Here is a 15977-nt window from a genome sequence, read left to right on the forward strand (position 1 = left end):
CGAGCTGCGCACCCAGGCCGGCGACGTCACCGTCGGCGCCGCCCGCGGAGTCTGCGCCTCCCTCGACGCCGGCACCGGCTACGGCCGCATCCACAACGCGCTCAACAACACCGACGGCGCCGCCGCCGGCCTCACCATCCACGCCACCACCGCCTACGGCGACATCACCGCCCGCAGCATCTGACCCGCAGCCCCTGAGGAGCACCCATCATGACCAACCTGGCCATCGCGGCGAACGGGCTGCGCAAGTCGTACGGCGACAAGGTCGTGCTCGACGGAGTCGACCTGACCGTCCCCGAAGGAACGGTCTTCTCCCTGCTCGGTCCGAACGGCGCGGGCAAGACCACCGCCGTCAAGATCCTCTCCACCCTCGTCAGCGCCGACGCCGGCGACCTGTACGTCGGCGGCCACGACCTGGCCGCCGCCCCGCAGGCGGTGCGTGCCGCGATCGGTGTCACCGGGCAGTTCTCCGCCGTGGACGGGCTGATCACCGGCGAGGAGAACATGCTCCTGATGGCGGACCTGCACCACCTGTCCAGGCGCGAGGGGCGGCGGGTCACCGCCGAGCTGCTGGAACGCTTCGACCTCGTCGCGGCGGCGAAGAAGCCCGCCTCCACCTACTCCGGCGGCATGAGGCGCCGTCTGGACATCGCGATGACGCTGGTCGGCAGCCCGCGGATCATCTTCCTCGACGAGCCGACCACCGGCCTCGACCCGCGCTCCCGGCACACCATGTGGCAGATCATCCGCGAGCTCGTCACCGGCGGCGTCACCGTCTTCCTCACCACCCAGTACCTGGAGGAGGCCGACGAACTCGCCGACCGCATCGCCGTCCTCAACGACGGCCGGATCGTCGCCCAGGGCACCGCCGAGGAACTGAAGCGGCTCGTCCCCGGCGGACACGTACGGCTCCGCTTCGCCGACCCGGCCGCCTACCGCTCCGCCGCCCTCGCCCTGGAAGAGGTGACCCGGGACGACGAGGCCCTGTCCCTCCAGATCCCGAGCGACGGCAGCCAGCGCGAACTGCGCTCCGTACTCGACCGCCTGGACTCCGCCGGCATCGAAGCCGACGAGCTGACCGTCCACACCCCCGACCTCGACGACGTCTTCTTCGCCCTCACCGGCGGCGCGAGCACCCTCCCCAACCAGCCCAAGGAGGCTGTCCGATGAGCTCCTTCTCCCTCGCCGTCCGCGACTCGACGACGATGCTGCGCCGCAACCTGCTCCACGCCCGGCGCTATCCGTCGCTCACGCTCAACCTGCTGCTGACGCCGATCATGCTGCTGCTCCTCTTCGTCTACATCTTCGGCGACGTGATGAGCGCCGGCATCGGCGGCGGCGCGGACCGGTCCGCGTACATCGCGTACGTCGTCCCCGGCATCCTGCTGATGACCGTCGGCGGCACCGTCGTCGGGACCGCGGTGTCCGTCTCCAACGACATGACCGAGGGGATCATCGACCGCTTCCGGACGATGGCGATCCACCGCGGGTCGGTGCTCATCGGGCACGTCGTCGGCAGCGTGCTCCAGTGCGTGATGAGCGTGGTCCTCGTCGGAGCCGTCGCCGTGGCGATCGGGTTCCGCTCCACCGACGCGACCGCACTGGAGTGGCTGGCGGCGCTCGGCCTGCTCGTGCTCTTCGCCACGGCGCTCACCTGGATCGCCGTCGGCATGGGCCTGATCAGCCCGAACGCCGAGGCCGCCAGCAACAACGCGATGCCGTTGATCCTGCTGCCGCTCCTCTCCAGCGCCTTCGTCCCGGTGGACGCGATGCCGGGCTGGTTCCGGCCGATCGCCGAGTACCAGCCCTTCACGCCCGTTATCGAGACCCTGCGCGGCCTGCTCCTCGGCAGCGGGATCGGGCACAACGGATGGCTCGCGGTGCTCTGGTGCCTGGGGCTCGCGGTGCTCGGCTACTTCTGGTCGGCCGCCAAGTTCAACCGCGACCCGAAGTAACCGGTCGGGTGACGTCCGCAGCTTTCAATCTGATGGCCCGGGCAAGAGCGGTCTGTGTAGAGTGATGGCGGCTTGCCTCCTTAGCTCAGCTGGCCAGAGCACCGCTCTTGTAAAGCGGGGGTCGTCGGTTCGAACCCGACAGGGGGCTCCGTTCCCGAAGGCCCCGGACCTGCTTGGTCCGGGGCCTTCGGCATGCCCGGGTCGCGGCGGGCCGTCCGGGCGTCACAGTGGCAGCGGCGCGCGTCAGTGGCGGCGGCGCGCGTCAGTGGCGGCCGGAGATGCGGTCCGCCAGGCGGGCCAGCGGGGTTGTCGTGGGCCGGTGCGTGGCCGTCTCGCGGCGGTCGGCCTCGCGGTAGGCGGCGTAGAGGGCCTGGACGCCGAGCCAGCGGAAGGGCTCCGGCTCCCAGCGGCGGACCTTGTGGCCCACCCAGGGGAGGGCGGTGAGGTCGGTGGACTCGCCGAGGACGAGGTCGCGCAGGGTGCGGGCGGCGAGGTTGGCGGTGGCGACGCCCGAGCCGACGTACCCGCCGGCCCAGCCCAGGCCCGTGGTGCGGTCCAGGGTGACGGTGGCGCACCAGTCGCGGGGGACGCCGAGGACGCCGGACCAGGCGTGCGTGATCTCCGTACCCGTGAGCTGCGGGAAGAAGGAGAAGAGGAGGGCGCTCAGGGCCTCGATCGTGGCGGGCTGCGTCCGGCCGTCGTTGTCGGTGCGCGAGCCGAAGCGGTACGGCACCCCGCGGCCGCCGATCGCGATGCGGTCGTCGGCGGTGCGCTGGGCGTACATGTACGCGTGGGCCATGTCGCCGAGGACCGGGAAGTCCGACCACCCGAGTTGGTCCCAGGTCGCGGCGGGGAGCGGGGCGGTGACGATCATCGAGGAGTTCATCGGGAGCCACGAGCGCTTCTGGCCCTTGAGGGCGGCGGTGAAGCCCTCGGTGCAGCGCAGGACGTACGGGGCGCGGACGGTGCCGTACGGGGTGACGGCGCGGCGGGGGGCGATCTCGGTGACGGGGGTCGACTCGTGGATGACGACGCCGAGGCGTTCGCAGGCGGCGGCGAGGCCCTTGACCAGCTTGAGGGGGTGGATGCGGGCGCCGTGCGGGCTCCAGCTGGAGCCGACGGCGTCGGCGATGTCGATGCGGCGGCGGGTCTCGGTGGCGTCGAACAGTTCGCGGTCGCTCTCGCCGAAGGAGAGTTCGGCGGCGTGGAAGGCCTTGAGCCGGCCGAGCTGGGCGGGGGTGCGGGCGACTTCGAGGACGCCGCCGCGGTGGACGTCGGCGTCGATGCCTTCCTTGGCGGTGACGTCGATGACCTCGGTGACCGTCTCGTTCATGGCGTTCTGGAGGCGGCGGGCGCCCTCGTGGCCGTGGAGTGCGGCGTAGCGGTCGCGGCCGGCGATGCCGTTGTAGAGCCAGCCGCCGTTGCGGCCGGAGGCGCCGTAGCCGCAGAACTTCTGTTCCAGGACGGTGATGTGGAGGTCGGGGGCGGCCTGCTTGAGGTAGTAGGCGGTCCACAGGCCGGTGTAGCCGCCGCCGACGATGACGACGTCGGCGGTGGTGTCGGCGGTGAGGGGGGCGCGGGGTGGGGTGGCCGCGCTGCCGGGGTCGGTCGCGTACCAGAAGGAAATACCGCCGTTGATCGTCATGGGGGAGTTGGTACACCCGGTTCCGGTGGGGCGTCCAGGGGCTGGTTGTCGTGCGTTGGGGCGGGTTTCCAGGCCGGATGGCCGATGTGGGAGGGGTGACGGGGGCCGTAGGGTGGGGGAGGTTTTGTCATGTTTTCGGGTGAGTGGGGTGGCTTGCCGGGGCTACCGTCGGACCATGGTGGACTTCGGGGAGATTCCGGACGGCCTGGTCGAGGCGCAGCTCAGGTTCAACGGCGACGCGGGGCGGGAGTTCATCGCGGCGCTGCCGGGGCGGGCGGCACGGTTCCTGGAGCGGTGGGAGCTGCGGTGCACCGGGCCGGCCATGCACGGGGTGACGGCGTTGGTGCTGCCGGTGGAGCGGGCCGACGGGAGTGCGGCCGTACTGAAGATGGTGGCGCTGGACGAGGAGAGCGCGGGGGAGCCGGTCGCGCTGCGCGCGTGGGCCGGGCGGGGCTGCGTACGGCTCCTGGAACACGACGCGGAGACGGGCGCGCTGCTGCTGGAGCGGCTGGACGAGCGGCGGCACCTGTCGGAGCTCGCGCGGCGGGACGCACGGCGGGCGGTGGGGGTCGTCGGGGAACTGCTGGCGCGGCTGACGGCGGTGCCCGCGCCGGCCGGGCTGCGCGGGCTGGGCGAGATCGCGGCGCGGATGCTGGAGGACGTACCGCGGGCGGTCGGGCTGCTCGCGGAGGCGCGGGAGCGGCGGGTGCTGCGGGACTGCGCGGCGGCGGTGGCGGAGGTCGCCGGGGAGCCGGGGGACCGGCTGCTGCACTGGGACCTGCACTACGACAACGTCCTGGCGGGCGGCCGGGAACCGTGGCTGGCCATCGACCCGAAGCCGCTGGCGGGGGATCCGGGCTTCGACCTGCTGCCGGCGATCGTCAACAACTTCCGTGCGCAGGAGGTGCGGTGGCGGTTCGACCTGCTGACGGAGGCGGCCGGGCTGGACCGGGACCGGGAGCGGGCCCGGGCGTGGACGCTGGGGCGGGTGCTGCAGAACTGCCTGTGGGACCTGGAGGACGGGGAAGTGCGCCTGGACGAGGAGCAGTTGGCGGTCGCCGAGGCGCTGCGGGGGCGCTTGCGGGGGCGGTGATGTGCGGGCGCCGGTCGACAGGACGGGCCCCTAGGCTGCCTGCATGATCCGTAACGCCGAAGTCACCGATGTGCCCGTCATCCACGCGATGGTCCGCGAGCTCGCCGAGTACGAGAAGGTGCCGCACGAGGCGCGGGCGACCGAGCAGCAGCTGCGGGAGGCGCTGTTCGGGGACCGCCCCGCGGTGTTCGCGCACATCGCGGAGACGGACGACGGCGAGGCCGTCGGCTTCTCGGTCTGGTTCCTGTCCTTCTCCACCTGGCGCGGGGTGCACGGGATCTACCTGGAGGACCTGTACGTGCGGCCGGGCGCGCGCGGCGGCGGCCACGGCAAGGCACTGCTGGCGGAGCTGGCGCGGACGTGCGTGGAGCGCGGGTACGAGCGGCTGGAGTGGTCGGTCCTGAGGTGGAACGCCCCGACGATCGCCTTCTACGAGGCCTTGGGCGCGCGGCCGCAGGAGGAATGGTCGGTGTACCGCCTGACGGACGGCCCCCTGACGGAGCTGGGCTCGGCGGCCGTGGCCCGGTGAGCCCGCCGGCGCCGCTGCCGCCGGCGCCCGTGCGGAGGCGCACAGACCGGGCGCATGACCTCGACAGGCCCGCTCCTCCACGGCGCTGAAGGCCAGGCGCGCGTAGCGTCACGGCACGCTTCCGCGGGGCCCGGCCGTCCGGCTACCCGACGGTGGGGACCGGGTGCTCCGGGGAGTCGAGCCAGGCCCAGGCAGTGCCGTCGGCGCTCACGGTGAGGCCGAACCGTGCGAACCCCGGCCGCCCCTGGTCCTGCCACCAGGCGTACGCGGCCCTGAGTTCACCCCAAAGCTCCCGGGGCCCGGACTGGTACACCTCGAACTCCTCCGCGCCGGGCACGAAGTCCACCGACGCCCAGGAACCGACCTCGGTGTCCCGGAGCCAGAGCGTGTAGCTGCCGTCGTCGTACCGCTCCGGGTAGGGGAACATCCCCTGGGTCTGGAGCCCGATGGCGAACATGGGGAGCCACCCGGCCACGTCCTCCGGGGACAGGGAAGTGGCCGTCCGGCGGCCGCCGGCGGGCCAGGGCTTCCCGCCCAGGTACTCCTTCACGTGCGTCCGGTAGGCGCGATGCTGCCGCAGTCGCATGAACGCCGAGGAGCCGACGAACGGGCCGGACGCGCTTCCGTCCTCCTCGACGGTCAGCCGGACCACGGCCTCCCCGCCGTACTCCGTGGCGTACGGGGAGACGATGATCCCGCCGGGTCGCGTCTGCCGGATGATCTCCGCCGGGATCTCCCGGAGGGAGGCCGTGACCACCACCCGGTCATACGGAGCGCATGCCGCCCAGCCATGGGAGCCGTCCCCGACGACAGCCACCGGGTCGTAGCCCGCGGAGTCCATCCGGGCGCGGGCGGTGGCTGCGCTCTCCGGGTCGAACTCGACCGTGACCACGTTCTGTGCGCCGACCCGTTCGGACAGCAGAGCCGCGTTCCAGCCCGTACCGGTCCCCACCTCCAGGACCTTGGAGTCCGGCTGGACCTCAAGAGCCGCCAGCATGGAGAACACCATGGAGGGTTGGGAGTTGCTGCACGTGGGGACCTTGCCCCGGCCGGGCCCCGGGTGGTTCCCGTCGTCCCACTGGGTGGTCAGGGAGGTGTCCGAGTAGACGGCGCGGAACCATCCCTCCGGGTCGGTCCGTCGGTCGATGCTCGCCACCGGTCCGCCGTCGGCCGGGCCGACGCCGGGCCAGATCACATCCGGAACGAACGACTCCCTGGGCACTGCCTGGTAGGCGGGGAGCCAGTCGGGGGCCAGAGCCCCGGTGTCCATGAGCCGGGAGGCCAACCCCTGTGGGCCGGCCTCCGTCGCGGAGTGTTCGGTCACTTGGTGCCGCTGCCCTTCGTGTCGCTGTGACCGGAGTCCTGGCCCTCCGAGCCGCCACCCCCGTGCCCGGCGCCCGACTGGCCGTCGTCCTGCTGGCTACCGCCCTGGCCCGAGCCGGTGCCTCCGCCGTGCTGTCCGCCCATGAACGTGCTCCTTCTCGTGCTGGATGAGTGGTGCCATGAGCTGCGCCGGTTGAACGGTGGACTGGCCGACTCCGCTGAGCCGGGTGGCGCGCGAGCTGTCCACGAGAGGGACGCTAGGGCCGGGCGCCGGCCCTGTGGGGGCTGATTCGCCGGGATTCTCGGGCTGGTCCGTGATCTTCCGGCGGATTCTCAGGCGGTGTCGAGAGCACGCCGGGCGCGGGCGATCAGGCGGTGGGCGTCCGCACCGTAGACCGCGGAACCGGAGAGCGCCTGCCACACCTTCCGGTACACGCCCACGCTGTCCGCGTCGTCCAGCCAGAGTTCCGCGTGCCAGTCCTCCGCGATCACCAGGCGGTCGTCGTACAGCCAGAACCCGTTGGCCGGCGGGATCTTCAGGGAGGCGCCGAACGGGACGATGCCCAGGGAGACGGTGTCCAGCCCGAGGACGCCCGCCAGACGGTCGAGCTGGGCGGCCAGTACCGGAGGAGGGCACACGAGAGCGTGGAGCGCGGCCTCCCACATGACGATGTGGAACGTGCGCCCCGGCTCGTACAGCATCTCCTGGCGCTTCACGCGGGCCCGTACGGCTTCCTCGGTGTCCCGGACGGACTGGTGCAGGTCGGCGTAGCGGGTGAAGACGTGGCGGGCGTACTCGGCGGTCTGGAGCATGCCCACGACCGTGGAGCCCTGCCAGGCGTGGAACGTCCGCGCGCGTTCGTACTCCGCCGTCAGCGTGTCCTGGACCGGCTTGTGACCCGCGGCGAGCTGTCTGCGCCACGCCCGGGACCGGGACTCCAGGCTCCGAAGCCGGGTGATCAGCTCCTCCGCCGCTTCCGGATGGCCGGTGCCGCCCGCCCACGCCAGCAGATCGTCCGCCGTCGCGGTCTGGCGGCCGGTCTCCAGCTTGCTGATCTTGGACTGGGGCCAGCCGAGCAGGACCGCCAACTGGCGGCCGGTGAGACGCCGATCGGCGCGCAGCTCGCGCAGCCGCACACCGAGGGCCACCCTTGCCTGTTGGAAGTCGGTGCTCACTCGGCGGACGGCACCTGGTCCGCGAAGGCCTCGTACGGCACGGCGTGGTGCCACGCGGCGTCCCGCGCCTGGCAGGCACGGGCCACTTCCACGGGATCCGTGACCAGCTCGACGCCAGTCATCACGTCGTCGTCATCGAAGTGGAGCCGGGCGATCACCCGGGAGTCGAAGAGCCAGAAGTCCTCGGCGGGGAGTTGCAGCGCTTCGGCTTCGGAGCGCCACAGGTTGCGGATGTCCTCGCCGACCGCGCTGTTGCGGCGGGCGTTGTCGAGCAGGTAGCGCTGACCGGGGGTGGGCGGGTTGTCGGCGAGCCTTACCCGCTCGAAGCGCTTGCCCAGGGCGGACTGTTCACGCCGGGACACGCACCAGGGATCGTCCAGGTCCCAGCCGGCGTCCACGCCCCGAATGAACCGCTGGTACGTCTCGGTCTCCTCGTCCGACTGGTAGCGACGCCGGGTCTCCAGACGCCAAGCCGTGTGCGCGAAGGTCCGGAACATCCCGGCGAACTCCTCGAAGCCGATCAGCACGGGCGTCCTCTGCACGTCCCTGGGAGCGAAGTCGGCCAAGAGCACGCGCGGGACGACCACGAACCCCTCCCCGTCCTTGACGTTCCGGAGCTGTGCCACGTCGCGGGGGTCGGTCACGGCGTCACCCTGGACCAGGACCTCCCCCGTGTCCAGGTCTTCGTACAGGGTCGGGCATCCGTCGTTGCCGGAGTTGGTGCCGATGTACCGGAGTCGCCGTGCCATTGCCGTTCCCCTCCCACCAGCGGACAAGTCCCGACCAGGATGGGACGGGTACGGCATCCCTGTCCTGCGTGATTCGCAATGATTCTCGGGACCGGGTGGGGAGACGTAGTCGTTGGCGGCTTTCTACGGCGTCTCCGATCTTTTGCATATAGCCCGGTTGGGCTATCTTCGACTAGTCATAACTAGCTTGGTGTGCAGTTGAGTTGAGGCGTTGCGCAGCAGATCGGCAAGGAACCGTCCCATTGGCTGGTTGACCTCCCAGGAGCGTGCCGTGTCCGAGACCAAGACGCAGAAACCGTTTCTGGAACTCCGTGCGGGAGGTTTTCACCTCGTGATCCAGAAGGCACCCGTGCGGCTGATGAGCACGTTGATCGCTGTCGGATGCTCGGGATTCACCGCGTGGTGGACGACCCGCTGATCGCGCCCCGCCGTGGCGGGTGCCGGTCAGGGTTCCAGGACTACCTTGCCCGTGGTGGCGCGGGTGGCGAGGGCGTGGTGGGCGGCGGCGGCCTTGGCCAGGGGGTAGCGGGTCAGGGCCGGGCGCAGGCGGCCGGCGGCGGCTTCGGTGAGGGCGCGGGTTTCCAGGACGCGCAGCGGGTCGGGGGCGCCGACCTGCTGGAGCATGGCCGGGCCGAGGACGCCGCGAGTGGTGATGCCCCGGGCGGTGAGGTCGGCGCGTTCGGCGGCCGTGAGGTCGAGAGGGCCGCCGGACCAGCCGAAGACGAGGTGGCGGGCGCCGGGGGCGAGCAGGGTGAGGGCCGTGCGGGCGGTTTCGCCGCCGACGGAGTCGAAGAGGACGGTGGCACCGGCGGGGTACCGGGCGCGTACGGCGTCGGGCCAGGCGGGGTCGCTGTAATCGAGGGCGAGGTGAGCGCCGTTGGCGGCGGCGCGGGCGGTCTTGGCGGGGCCGCCGGCGAGGGCGATCACGGTGGCGCCGGCGTTCACGGCGTACTGGACGAGCAGGGTGCCGATGCCGCCCGCGGCGGCGGGGACCAGGGCGACTGAGCCCGGGCCGAGGTCGGCGAACTGGAGGATCCCCAGGGCGGTGCGGCCGGTGCCGACCATGGCGACGGCCTCGGCGGGGTCGAGGCCGGGCGGTACGGGGTGCAGGCGCTCGGCATCGGCGACGGCGTATTCGGCGTAGCCGCCGGGGGCGAAGCCGAGGTGGACGACGACGGTGCGGCCGAGCCAGGCGGGGTCCGTGCCGGGGCCGAGGGCGTCGACGGTGCCGGCGACCTCGCGGCCCGGGATGGTGGGGAGTTCGGGCAGGGCCGGCGCGGGGCCGCGTACGCCCTCGCGCAGGGCGGTGTCGAGGAGGTGGACGCCTGCGGCGGCGACGGCGATGCGGACCTGGCCGCGGGTGGGGACGGGCGCCGGGACGGCTTCGTACGTGAGGTTCTCGGCGGGGCCGAAGGCGTGGAGGCGGATCGCGTTCATGGTGGGTTCGGTGGGCGTGGTGGGTGTGGTGGGCACGGTGGTCATGGGCCTACGTTCGTGCCTGAAGCGTGGTTGAGGTCAAGGGGTTGTCAGTGGGGTCGGTCACGATGGGGGGATGGTGCGCACAGGGCAGGAGCAGACGGTGAAGGCGGCGCGACGGCCGGAGTTGCGGCTGCCGGAGCTGGTGGCGTGGGAGGGGGGTGGGCTGGAGCCGGACGGGGACTACGACGGGGTGGAGTTCGCGGACCTGGATCTGGCGGGGCAGGAGGGGATCGGGGCCCGGTTCATGGACTGCGCGGTGCGGCGCTGCGCGCTGGACGAGGCGGGGCTGGCGAAGGCGCGGTTCCTGGACTCGGTGCTGGAGGGGGTCCGGGGGGTGGGTACGGACCTGTCCGGGGCCTCGTTGCGGGACGTGGAGCTGGTGGACGCCCGGCTCGGCGGGGTGCAGATGCACGGGGCGGTCCTGGAGCGGGTGGTGGTCCGCGGGGGGAAGATCGACTACCTCAACCTGCGGAAGGCGCGGCTCAAGGACGTGGTCTTCGAGGGGTGCGTGCTGGTGGAGCCGGACTTCGCGGGGGCGGTGCTGGAGCGGGTGGAGTTCCGGGACTGCGCGCTGCGCGGGGTGGACTTCAGTGGCGTCCGGCTGCAGGACGTGGACCTGCGGGAGGCCACGGAGCTGGGGATCGCGCGGGGCGTGGACGCCTTGGCCGGGGCCGTGATCAGCCCGGCGCAGCTGTTCGACCTGGCTCCGGCGCTTGCTTCCCAGCTGGGGGTGCGGGTGCTGGGGTGACCCCGGCCGGATCGGTTGGATGCCGGGCGCGGCGCCGCTGCGGGGGCGCTGCCCCCGTGCCCCCGCGCCTCAAACGCCGGCGGGGCTGAAAGGGCCTGGGGCGCAGCCCCGGACCCCGCGCCTCAAATGCCGGCGGGGCCGAAAGGGCCTGGGGCGCCTGCCCCCGTGCCCCCGCGCCTCAAACGGGGCGGGGCTGAAAGGGCCTGGGGCGCTGCCCCCGTGGCCCCGCGCCTCAAACGCCGGCGGGGGCTGAAAGCGCCTGGGGCGCTGCCCCGTGCCCCCGCGCCTCAAACGCCGGCCGGGGCTGGAGGGGGCCCGCCGGGGCGGAGTGGGGCAGGGTGGAGCGGGTCAGGCCGGGACGCGGGGGAACTTGGCCTGGAGGGTCCAGATGACGGGGTTGTCGGCGAGGCCGTCGTGCATGTCGATGAGGTCAGCGACCAGGTCGTGCAGGAAGTCGCGGGCCTCGCGGCGCAGCAGCCGGTGGCTGAAGGTCAGCGGGGCTTCCTCGGCCGGCATCCAGTCGGCCTCCACGTCGACCCAGCCGAAGCGGCGCTCGAAGAGCATCCGGTCCGTGGACTCGGTGAAGTCGAGTTCGGCGTGCTGGCGGTTGGCCGAGCGGTTGCCGCGGGGGTCCTGGTCGAGCTGTTCGACGATGTCGCACAGCGCCCAGGCGAAGTCCAGTACGGGCACCCATCCCCAGGCTGTGGACACTTCCCGGTCCGCGTTGGTGTCCGCGAGGTAGACGTCCCCGCAGAACAGGTCGTGGCGCAGGGAGTGGACGTCCGCCGAGCGGTAGTCGGTCTGCGGGGGGTCGGGGAAGCGCCGGGAGAGGGAGTAGCCGATGTCGAGCACGTACCCGATGGTGTCACGTGCGGCCGGGGCCGCTCACCTCCGATGTCAGGGCAGCAGGCGCTGTTCCTTGGCCACCGAGACCGCGCCCGCGCGGGTGTCGACGCCGAGTTTGTCGTAGATGCGGCCCAGGTGGGTCTTGACCGTGGCTTCGCTGATGAACAGGGCGCGGGCGATGTCGCGGTTGCCGAGGCCGCGGGCCAGCTGGCCGAGGATGTCCAGTTCGCGGTCGGTCAGGGTGGGGCGGGTGCCGCGCATGTGGGCCATGACACGGCTGGCGACGGGCGCGGAGAGGGTGGTGCGGCCCTGGGCGGCCGAGTGGATGGCGGCGAAGAGTTCCTCCGGGCGTTCGGCCTTGAGGAGGTAGCCGGTGGCGCCCGCGCCGATCGCCCGGGTGATGTCGGCGTCCGTGTCGTACGTGGTGAGGACGAGGACGTGCGGGGGGTTGGGGGCGGCGGTGATGCGGCGGGTGGCCTCCACCCCGTCGATGCCCTCGCCGAGCTGGAGGTCCATGAGGACCACGTCGGGGCGGAGCTTCGCGGCCAGGGCGACGGCCTCCTCGCCGCTGCCCGCCTCGCCGAGTACCTCGATGTCCGGCTCGCTGCCGAGGAGGGCGAGGAGGCCGGCGCGGACCACCACGTGGTCGTCGCAGAGCAGGATCGTCGTCATGGGGCCGGCTCCAGGGGGATGGCCGCGGAGAGGACGGTGCCCTCGCCCGGCGCGGATTCGATCGTGAGGGTGCCGCCGAGCTGGCGGACGCGGGCCCGCATCGCGGGGAGGCCGTGGCCGCGCTCGGCGGCGTCGGTCCGGGGCTCGGCGAATCCGTGGCCGTCGTCGGCGATGTCCAGGACCACTTGGTCCCCGAGGAAGCTGAGCGTGAGTGCGGCCGTACGGGCGCCGGAGTGCTCGCGGACGTTGGCCAGCGCGCCCTGGGCTATGCGCAGCAGGGCGGACTGGACGCGGTCCGGGAGCGGGGCGGGGGTGCCTTCGAGGTGGAAGCGGACCTCGATGTCCGGGCCGGCGTCCAGGGCGCGCAGCGCCTCGGCGAGGCCGGCGCCGTCGGCGAGCTCGGACGGGGCCAGGTCGTGGACGAGCCGGCGGGCCTCGGCGAGTCCGTGCGCGGCGATGCCGGTGGCGGTACGGACGTGCGCGCGGGCGGTGGCCGGGTCGGTGTCCCAGGTGCGGTCGGCGGCCTGGAGCAGCATCTGCTGGCTGGACAGGTTCTGGGCGAGGGCGTCGTGGATCTCCATGGACAGCCGCTGCCGTTCGGCGAGGGTGCCTTCGCGGCGCTCGGTGGCGGCCAGTTCCCGGCGGGTGCGGATCAGGTCGTCGATCAGTGCCCGCTGGGCCTGGGCCTGGCGTTCCATATGGACGAAGACAGCGGTGGCGAGGGCGGCGACCGCGGGCGGGGCCAGGAGCAGGTTGGGGTCGAAGGACTTGGACAGCTTCAGCTGGGCGATCACCACGAAGCCGGTGAGGAGGGCGACCAGGACGACGGCGGCGCGGGGCGGGAGGGTGCGCAGGGCGGTGAAGAAGAGCGGTACGGCGCACCAGGCGAAGCTCGGCGCGAGGACGACCAGGACCACCCAGGTGGTGACGACCAGGCCGAGCCAGAGGAGCCGGCGGGCGGTGGGGGCGAGTGCCTGGGCGGCGCCTGTGCGGGGGGCGGTGCCTGTGCCTGTGCGGAGGGCGGGGCCGGTGCCGGTGCCGGTGCCGGTGCCGAGGGCGGGGCCGAGGACGTAGAGCAGGGCCAGGGTGATGCTGAGAACGACGATCCACGGGGTGCGGGGGTCGCCGGGGTGGCGCAGGAGGAAGCGGACCAGGGAGGCGCCAAGGAGGAGGAAGAAGGCGGTGTGCGCGACGGTCGCCAGCGTGCGGGTGTCGTCGCGCGGCGGGGCGGGGGGCACTGGTTGCTCCTCGGGTCGGGGCATGGGTCCATTGTCGGCCGTGGGGCGGGGTGTGGGCGGTGCGGCGGCGTTGCCGGGGACGCTGCCCCCGAGCCCCCGCGCCTCAATCGCCGGCGGGGCTGAGAGAGCGGGGCTCCGCCCCGGACCCCGCGCCTCAAACGCCGGCGGGGCTGGAGTGGTGCGGCGGGGCTGGAGTGGTGCGATGGGGCTGGAGTGGTGCGGCGGGGCTGGAGTTGTGTGGCGAGGGGGAAGAACAGGAAATACCGCGCCGGAGGCGGGCCGCATCGACCGATCGGTTGACCCTCGGGTCAACCGGTGCGGTGGGCGGGGGGAGCCGGTACGGGGACGGGGTGGCGGGGAGTTCGGGGACAGGCTTGGAGCAGTGAAGGAGCTGGTCCGACCGGCCCGGACCGAACCGATGCCGTCACCCCGTCACCCGTCCCCGTGTCACCGTTCTCAGGAGCAGAGATGAACACCCGCACCCGCGTTCTCACCGGTACCGCCCTCGCCGCCGCCCTGGGCGCCGGTGCCTTCGGAGCCGTGAGCGCCAGCGCCACCCCTGCCGACGACGCCGCCCCGGCCGCCGCCGCCGTCGCCGTCGCCGGCAAGAAGGACGGGCCGAGCGACAAGAACTTCACCACGACGACGCACCTCACCGTCGACGCCGCCACCCGCGCCGCCCAGGCCGCGCTGCAGGCCGCGCAGGCCGAGAACCAGAAGGTGACGGTCGCGGTGGTGGACCGCAACGGCAACACCATCGTCACCCTGCGCGGCGACGGGGCCGGCCCGCAGTCCTACGAGTCGGCGCAGCGCAAGGCCTTCACCGCCGTGTCCTGGAACGCCCCGACCTCGGTGCTCGTGGGCCGCCTCGCCCAGGCCCCGAACCTGAAGGACATCCCCGGCACCCTCTTCCTCGGCGGCGGCACCCCGGTGCAGGCGAACGGCGCGCCCGTCGCGGGCATCGGTGTGGCCGGCGCCCCGAGCGGCGACCTGGACGAGAAGTTCGCCAAGGCCGGTGTCGACGCCCTGGGCAAGTAGCCCGCACGGACAGCCCGCCTAGGATCGAGTGCGTGGAACACCGCGCACTCCTCCGCCTCGCCGTCCCTGCCGTCGCCTCCCTCCTCGCCCTCACCACGGCGTGTACGGGAGGCACGGTGCAGGGGCGGCCGGGCGCGTCGGGCCTGCGCGACCCGTACTTCCCCAAGGCCGGCAACGGCGGCTACCAGGTCGACCACTACGCGCTGGACTTGGACTACGACCCCGCCGACGGGGAGCTGCACGGTACGGCCGTGATCACCGCCCGCGCCGAGCAGGGGCTCAGCTCCTTCAACCTCGATCTCAGTGGTCTGAAGGTCGAGGGCGTGACCGTGCAGGGCGTCGGGGCCCGGTACAACCGGACCGGCAACGAGCTGACCGTGCGCCCGGCCGAGGACCTGAAGAAGGGCGAGGTCTTCCGTACGGAGGTCGAGTACGGCGGCAAGCCGAAGACCCTCACGGACGCGGACGGCGCCAAGGAGGGGTGGATCACCACCGAGGACGTCGGGGGCGCGCCCGCCGGCGCGGCGACGCGGGCCGGTGCGGTCGGCGTCGGTGAGCCGGTCGGGTCGATGACCTGGTTCCCGGGCAACCACCACCCCAGTGACAAGGCCACCTACGACATCACGCTCACCGTCCCGCGCGGCTACGAGGCCGTGTCCAACGGGGAGCTGCGCTCCCGCACCGAAGGTACGGACGGGCGGACCGAGTTCGCGTGGCACAGCCCGGAGCCGATGGCGAGCTACCTGGCCACCGCCGTCGTCGGCCCGTACAAGGTGACGACGGGGCGGACGCCGTCGGGGACCCGGCTCTACACCGCGGTGGCGCCCGGCGAGGCGGCCGCGAGCAGAGGTCCGCTCGCGCGGCTGCCGGAGATGGTGGAATGGGGCAGCGGCCGGTTCGGCCCGTACCCCTTCGGCACGGCGGGCGCGGTCGTGCTGCCGGCCGGCACCCTCGGGTACGCGCTGGAGACCCAGACGAAGCCCGTCTTCTCCGGTCCGCCCGAGAGCGAGGAGCTCGTCCTGCACGAGCTCGCCCACCAGTGGTTCGGCAACTCGGTGTCGCCGAAGTCCTGGAAGGACATGTGGCTCAACGAGGGCTTCGCGACCTACGCCGAGTGGCTGTGGGCCGAGGAGCACGGCGGGCCCACCGCCCAGCGGCACTTCGAGGCGTTCCTGGCCGGTGACACGTCCGTCGACGAGGAGGCCGCCTCCGACTGGGACGCCTTCCCGCCGGCCTCCCCGCCCGGGCCCGATCACATCTCGGACGAGCCCGTGTACTACCGCGGTGCGATGGTCCTGCACCGGATCCGCCAGGAGGTGGGCGACGAGAAGTTCTTCGCCCTGGTGCGCGGCTGGGCGGCGGACCACCGTCACGGGAACGCGAGTACGGCCGACTTCACGGCCTACGCGGAAGAGAAGACGGGGCACGACCTGAAGAAGGTCTGGGACGTCTGGCTGTACGGCGAGGGCCGGCCCAGGTAACCGGC

At 72.7% G+C, this 15977-nt stretch carries 17 protein-coding genes, 1 tRNA gene and 1 pseudogene; 10 read left to right on the plus strand and 9 right to left on the minus strand.

Annotated features, from left to right (window positions below):
• The 4 genes and pseudogenes from IF88_RS0128860 to IF88_RS0128875 all read left to right on the plus strand — a co-directional run.
• Positions 1-184: pseudogene (locus IF88_RS0128860) on the plus strand (hypothetical protein); the annotation flags it as partial.
• Between the two features lie 26 nt (positions 185-210).
• The gene (locus IF88_RS0128865; protein WP_030718801.1) at positions 211-1170 is read left to right on the plus strand and encodes a daunorubicin resistance protein DrrA family ABC transporter ATP-binding protein; all 960 of its coding nucleotides are present in this window, start codon (positions 211-213) and stop codon (positions 1168-1170) included.
• Positions 1167-1955, plus strand: coding sequence for an ABC transporter permease (locus IF88_RS0128870; RefSeq protein WP_030718804.1), 789 nt, complete (start codon positions 1167-1169; stop codon positions 1953-1955). The genes IF88_RS0128865 and IF88_RS0128870 overlap by 4 nt, the downstream gene beginning before the upstream one ends.
• A 74-nt stretch (positions 1956-2029) precedes the next feature.
• A tRNA-Thr gene (locus IF88_RS0128875) sits at positions 2030-2103 on the plus strand.
• A gap of 114 nt (positions 2104-2217) precedes the next feature.
• Here IF88_RS0128875 and IF88_RS0128880 read toward each other — a convergent pair.
• Positions 2218-3600 carry an NAD(P)/FAD-dependent oxidoreductase gene (locus IF88_RS0128880; protein WP_030718805.1) on the minus strand — a complete coding sequence of 461 codons (1383 nt, stop codon included), beginning with the start codon at positions 3598-3600 and terminating at the stop codon, positions 2218-2220.
• 175 nt (positions 3601-3775) lie between these two features.
• Here IF88_RS0128880 and IF88_RS0128885 point away from each other — a divergent pair, with 175 nt between their 5' ends.
• Together IF88_RS0128885 and IF88_RS0128890 are read left to right on the plus strand one after the other, a co-directional pair.
• Positions 3776-4693, plus strand: a complete 918-nt coding sequence (locus tag IF88_RS0128885; RefSeq protein ID WP_063754856.1) for an aminoglycoside phosphotransferase family protein — start codon at positions 3776-3778, stop codon at positions 4691-4693.
• A gap of 43 nt (positions 4694-4736) precedes the next feature.
• Positions 4737-5222, plus strand: a complete 486-nt coding sequence (locus IF88_RS0128890; protein WP_030718807.1) for a GNAT family N-acetyltransferase — start codon at positions 4737-4739, stop codon at positions 5220-5222.
• A gap of 142 nt (positions 5223-5364) precedes the next feature.
• Here IF88_RS0128890 and IF88_RS0128895 read toward each other — a convergent pair whose 3' ends face one another.
• The 4 genes from IF88_RS0128895 to IF88_RS0128910 all read right to left on the minus strand — a co-directional run bounded on the left by IF88_RS0128895 (position 5365) and on the right by IF88_RS0128910 (position 8470).
• Entirely contained in the window at positions 5365-6546 is a 1182-nt protein-coding gene (locus IF88_RS0128895; RefSeq protein WP_234323736.1) for a methyltransferase domain-containing protein, read from the minus strand.
• The gene (locus tag IF88_RS47415) at positions 6543-6689 is read right to left on the minus strand and encodes a hypothetical protein (protein WP_190344470.1); all 147 of its coding nucleotides are present in this window, start codon (positions 6687-6689) and stop codon (positions 6543-6545) included. The genes IF88_RS0128895 and IF88_RS47415 overlap by 4 nt, the downstream gene beginning before the upstream one ends.
• Positions 6690-6878: 189 nt before the next feature.
• Positions 6879-7721 carry a helix-turn-helix domain-containing protein gene (locus tag IF88_RS0128905; RefSeq protein WP_030718812.1) on the minus strand — a complete coding sequence of 281 codons (843 nt, stop codon included), beginning with the start codon at positions 7719-7721 and terminating at the stop codon, positions 6879-6881.
• The gene (locus IF88_RS0128910; protein ID WP_030718815.1) at positions 7718-8470 is read right to left on the minus strand and encodes a DUF6879 family protein; all 753 of its coding nucleotides are present in this window, start codon (positions 8468-8470) and stop codon (positions 7718-7720) included. The genes IF88_RS0128905 and IF88_RS0128910 overlap by 4 nt, the downstream gene beginning before the upstream one ends.
• Before the next feature lie 271 nt (positions 8471-8741).
• Here IF88_RS0128910 and IF88_RS46785 point away from each other — a divergent pair, with 271 nt between their 5' ends.
• Positions 8742-8888 carry a hypothetical protein gene (locus IF88_RS46785; RefSeq protein ID WP_158754624.1) on the plus strand — a complete coding sequence of 49 codons (147 nt, stop codon included), beginning with the start codon at positions 8742-8744 and terminating at the stop codon, positions 8886-8888.
• 26 nt (positions 8889-8914) lie between these two features.
• On the opposite strand, the gene IF88_RS0128920 is transcribed toward IF88_RS46785, so the two are convergent.
• Entirely contained in the window at positions 8915-9907 is a 993-nt protein-coding gene (locus IF88_RS0128920) for a zinc-binding dehydrogenase (RefSeq protein WP_030718820.1), read from the minus strand.
• A 115-nt stretch (positions 9908-10022) separates the two neighbouring features.
• Here IF88_RS0128920 and IF88_RS0128925 point away from each other — a divergent pair, with 115 nt between their 5' ends.
• Positions 10023-10697 carry a pentapeptide repeat-containing protein gene (locus tag IF88_RS0128925; RefSeq protein ID WP_051837727.1) on the plus strand — a complete coding sequence of 225 codons (675 nt, stop codon included), beginning with the start codon at positions 10023-10025 and terminating at the stop codon, positions 10695-10697.
• Positions 10698-11045: 348 nt separating this feature from the next.
• On the opposite strand, the gene IF88_RS0128930 is transcribed toward IF88_RS0128925, so the two are convergent.
• From IF88_RS0128930 to IF88_RS0128940, 3 genes are read right to left on the minus strand one after another with little or no spacing between them, the layout of a single operon-like run.
• The gene (locus IF88_RS0128930) at positions 11046-11549 is read right to left on the minus strand and encodes a hypothetical protein (protein ID WP_030718823.1); all 504 of its coding nucleotides are present in this window, start codon (positions 11547-11549) and stop codon (positions 11046-11048) included.
• Positions 11550-11594: 45 nt separating this feature from the next.
• Positions 11595-12215 (minus strand): response regulator, encoded by a 621-nt coding sequence (locus tag IF88_RS0128935; protein ID WP_030718826.1) that lies wholly within the window; start codon positions 12213-12215, stop codon positions 11595-11597.
• Entirely contained in the window at positions 12212-13477 is a 1266-nt protein-coding gene (locus tag IF88_RS0128940; RefSeq protein WP_037807397.1) for a sensor histidine kinase, read from the minus strand. The genes IF88_RS0128935 and IF88_RS0128940 overlap by 4 nt, the downstream gene beginning before the upstream one ends.
• Positions 13478-13921: 444 nt before the next feature.
• On the opposite strand from IF88_RS0128940, the gene IF88_RS0128945 reads away from it, so the two are divergent.
• Entirely contained in the window at positions 13922-14491 is a 570-nt protein-coding gene (locus IF88_RS0128945; protein WP_030718831.1) for a GlcG/HbpS family heme-binding protein, read from the plus strand.
• A 32-nt stretch (positions 14492-14523) separates the two neighbouring features.
• Positions 14524-15972, plus strand: coding sequence for a M1 family metallopeptidase (locus IF88_RS0128950; RefSeq protein ID WP_030718832.1), 1449 nt, complete (start codon positions 14524-14526; stop codon positions 15970-15972).
• The last annotated feature ends 5 nt before the right edge of the window (positions 15973-15977 follow it).

Source organism: Streptomyces sp. NRRL F-2580, assembly GCF_000720115.1.
Lineage (GTDB): Bacteria > Actinomycetota > Actinomycetes > Streptomycetales > Streptomycetaceae > Streptomyces.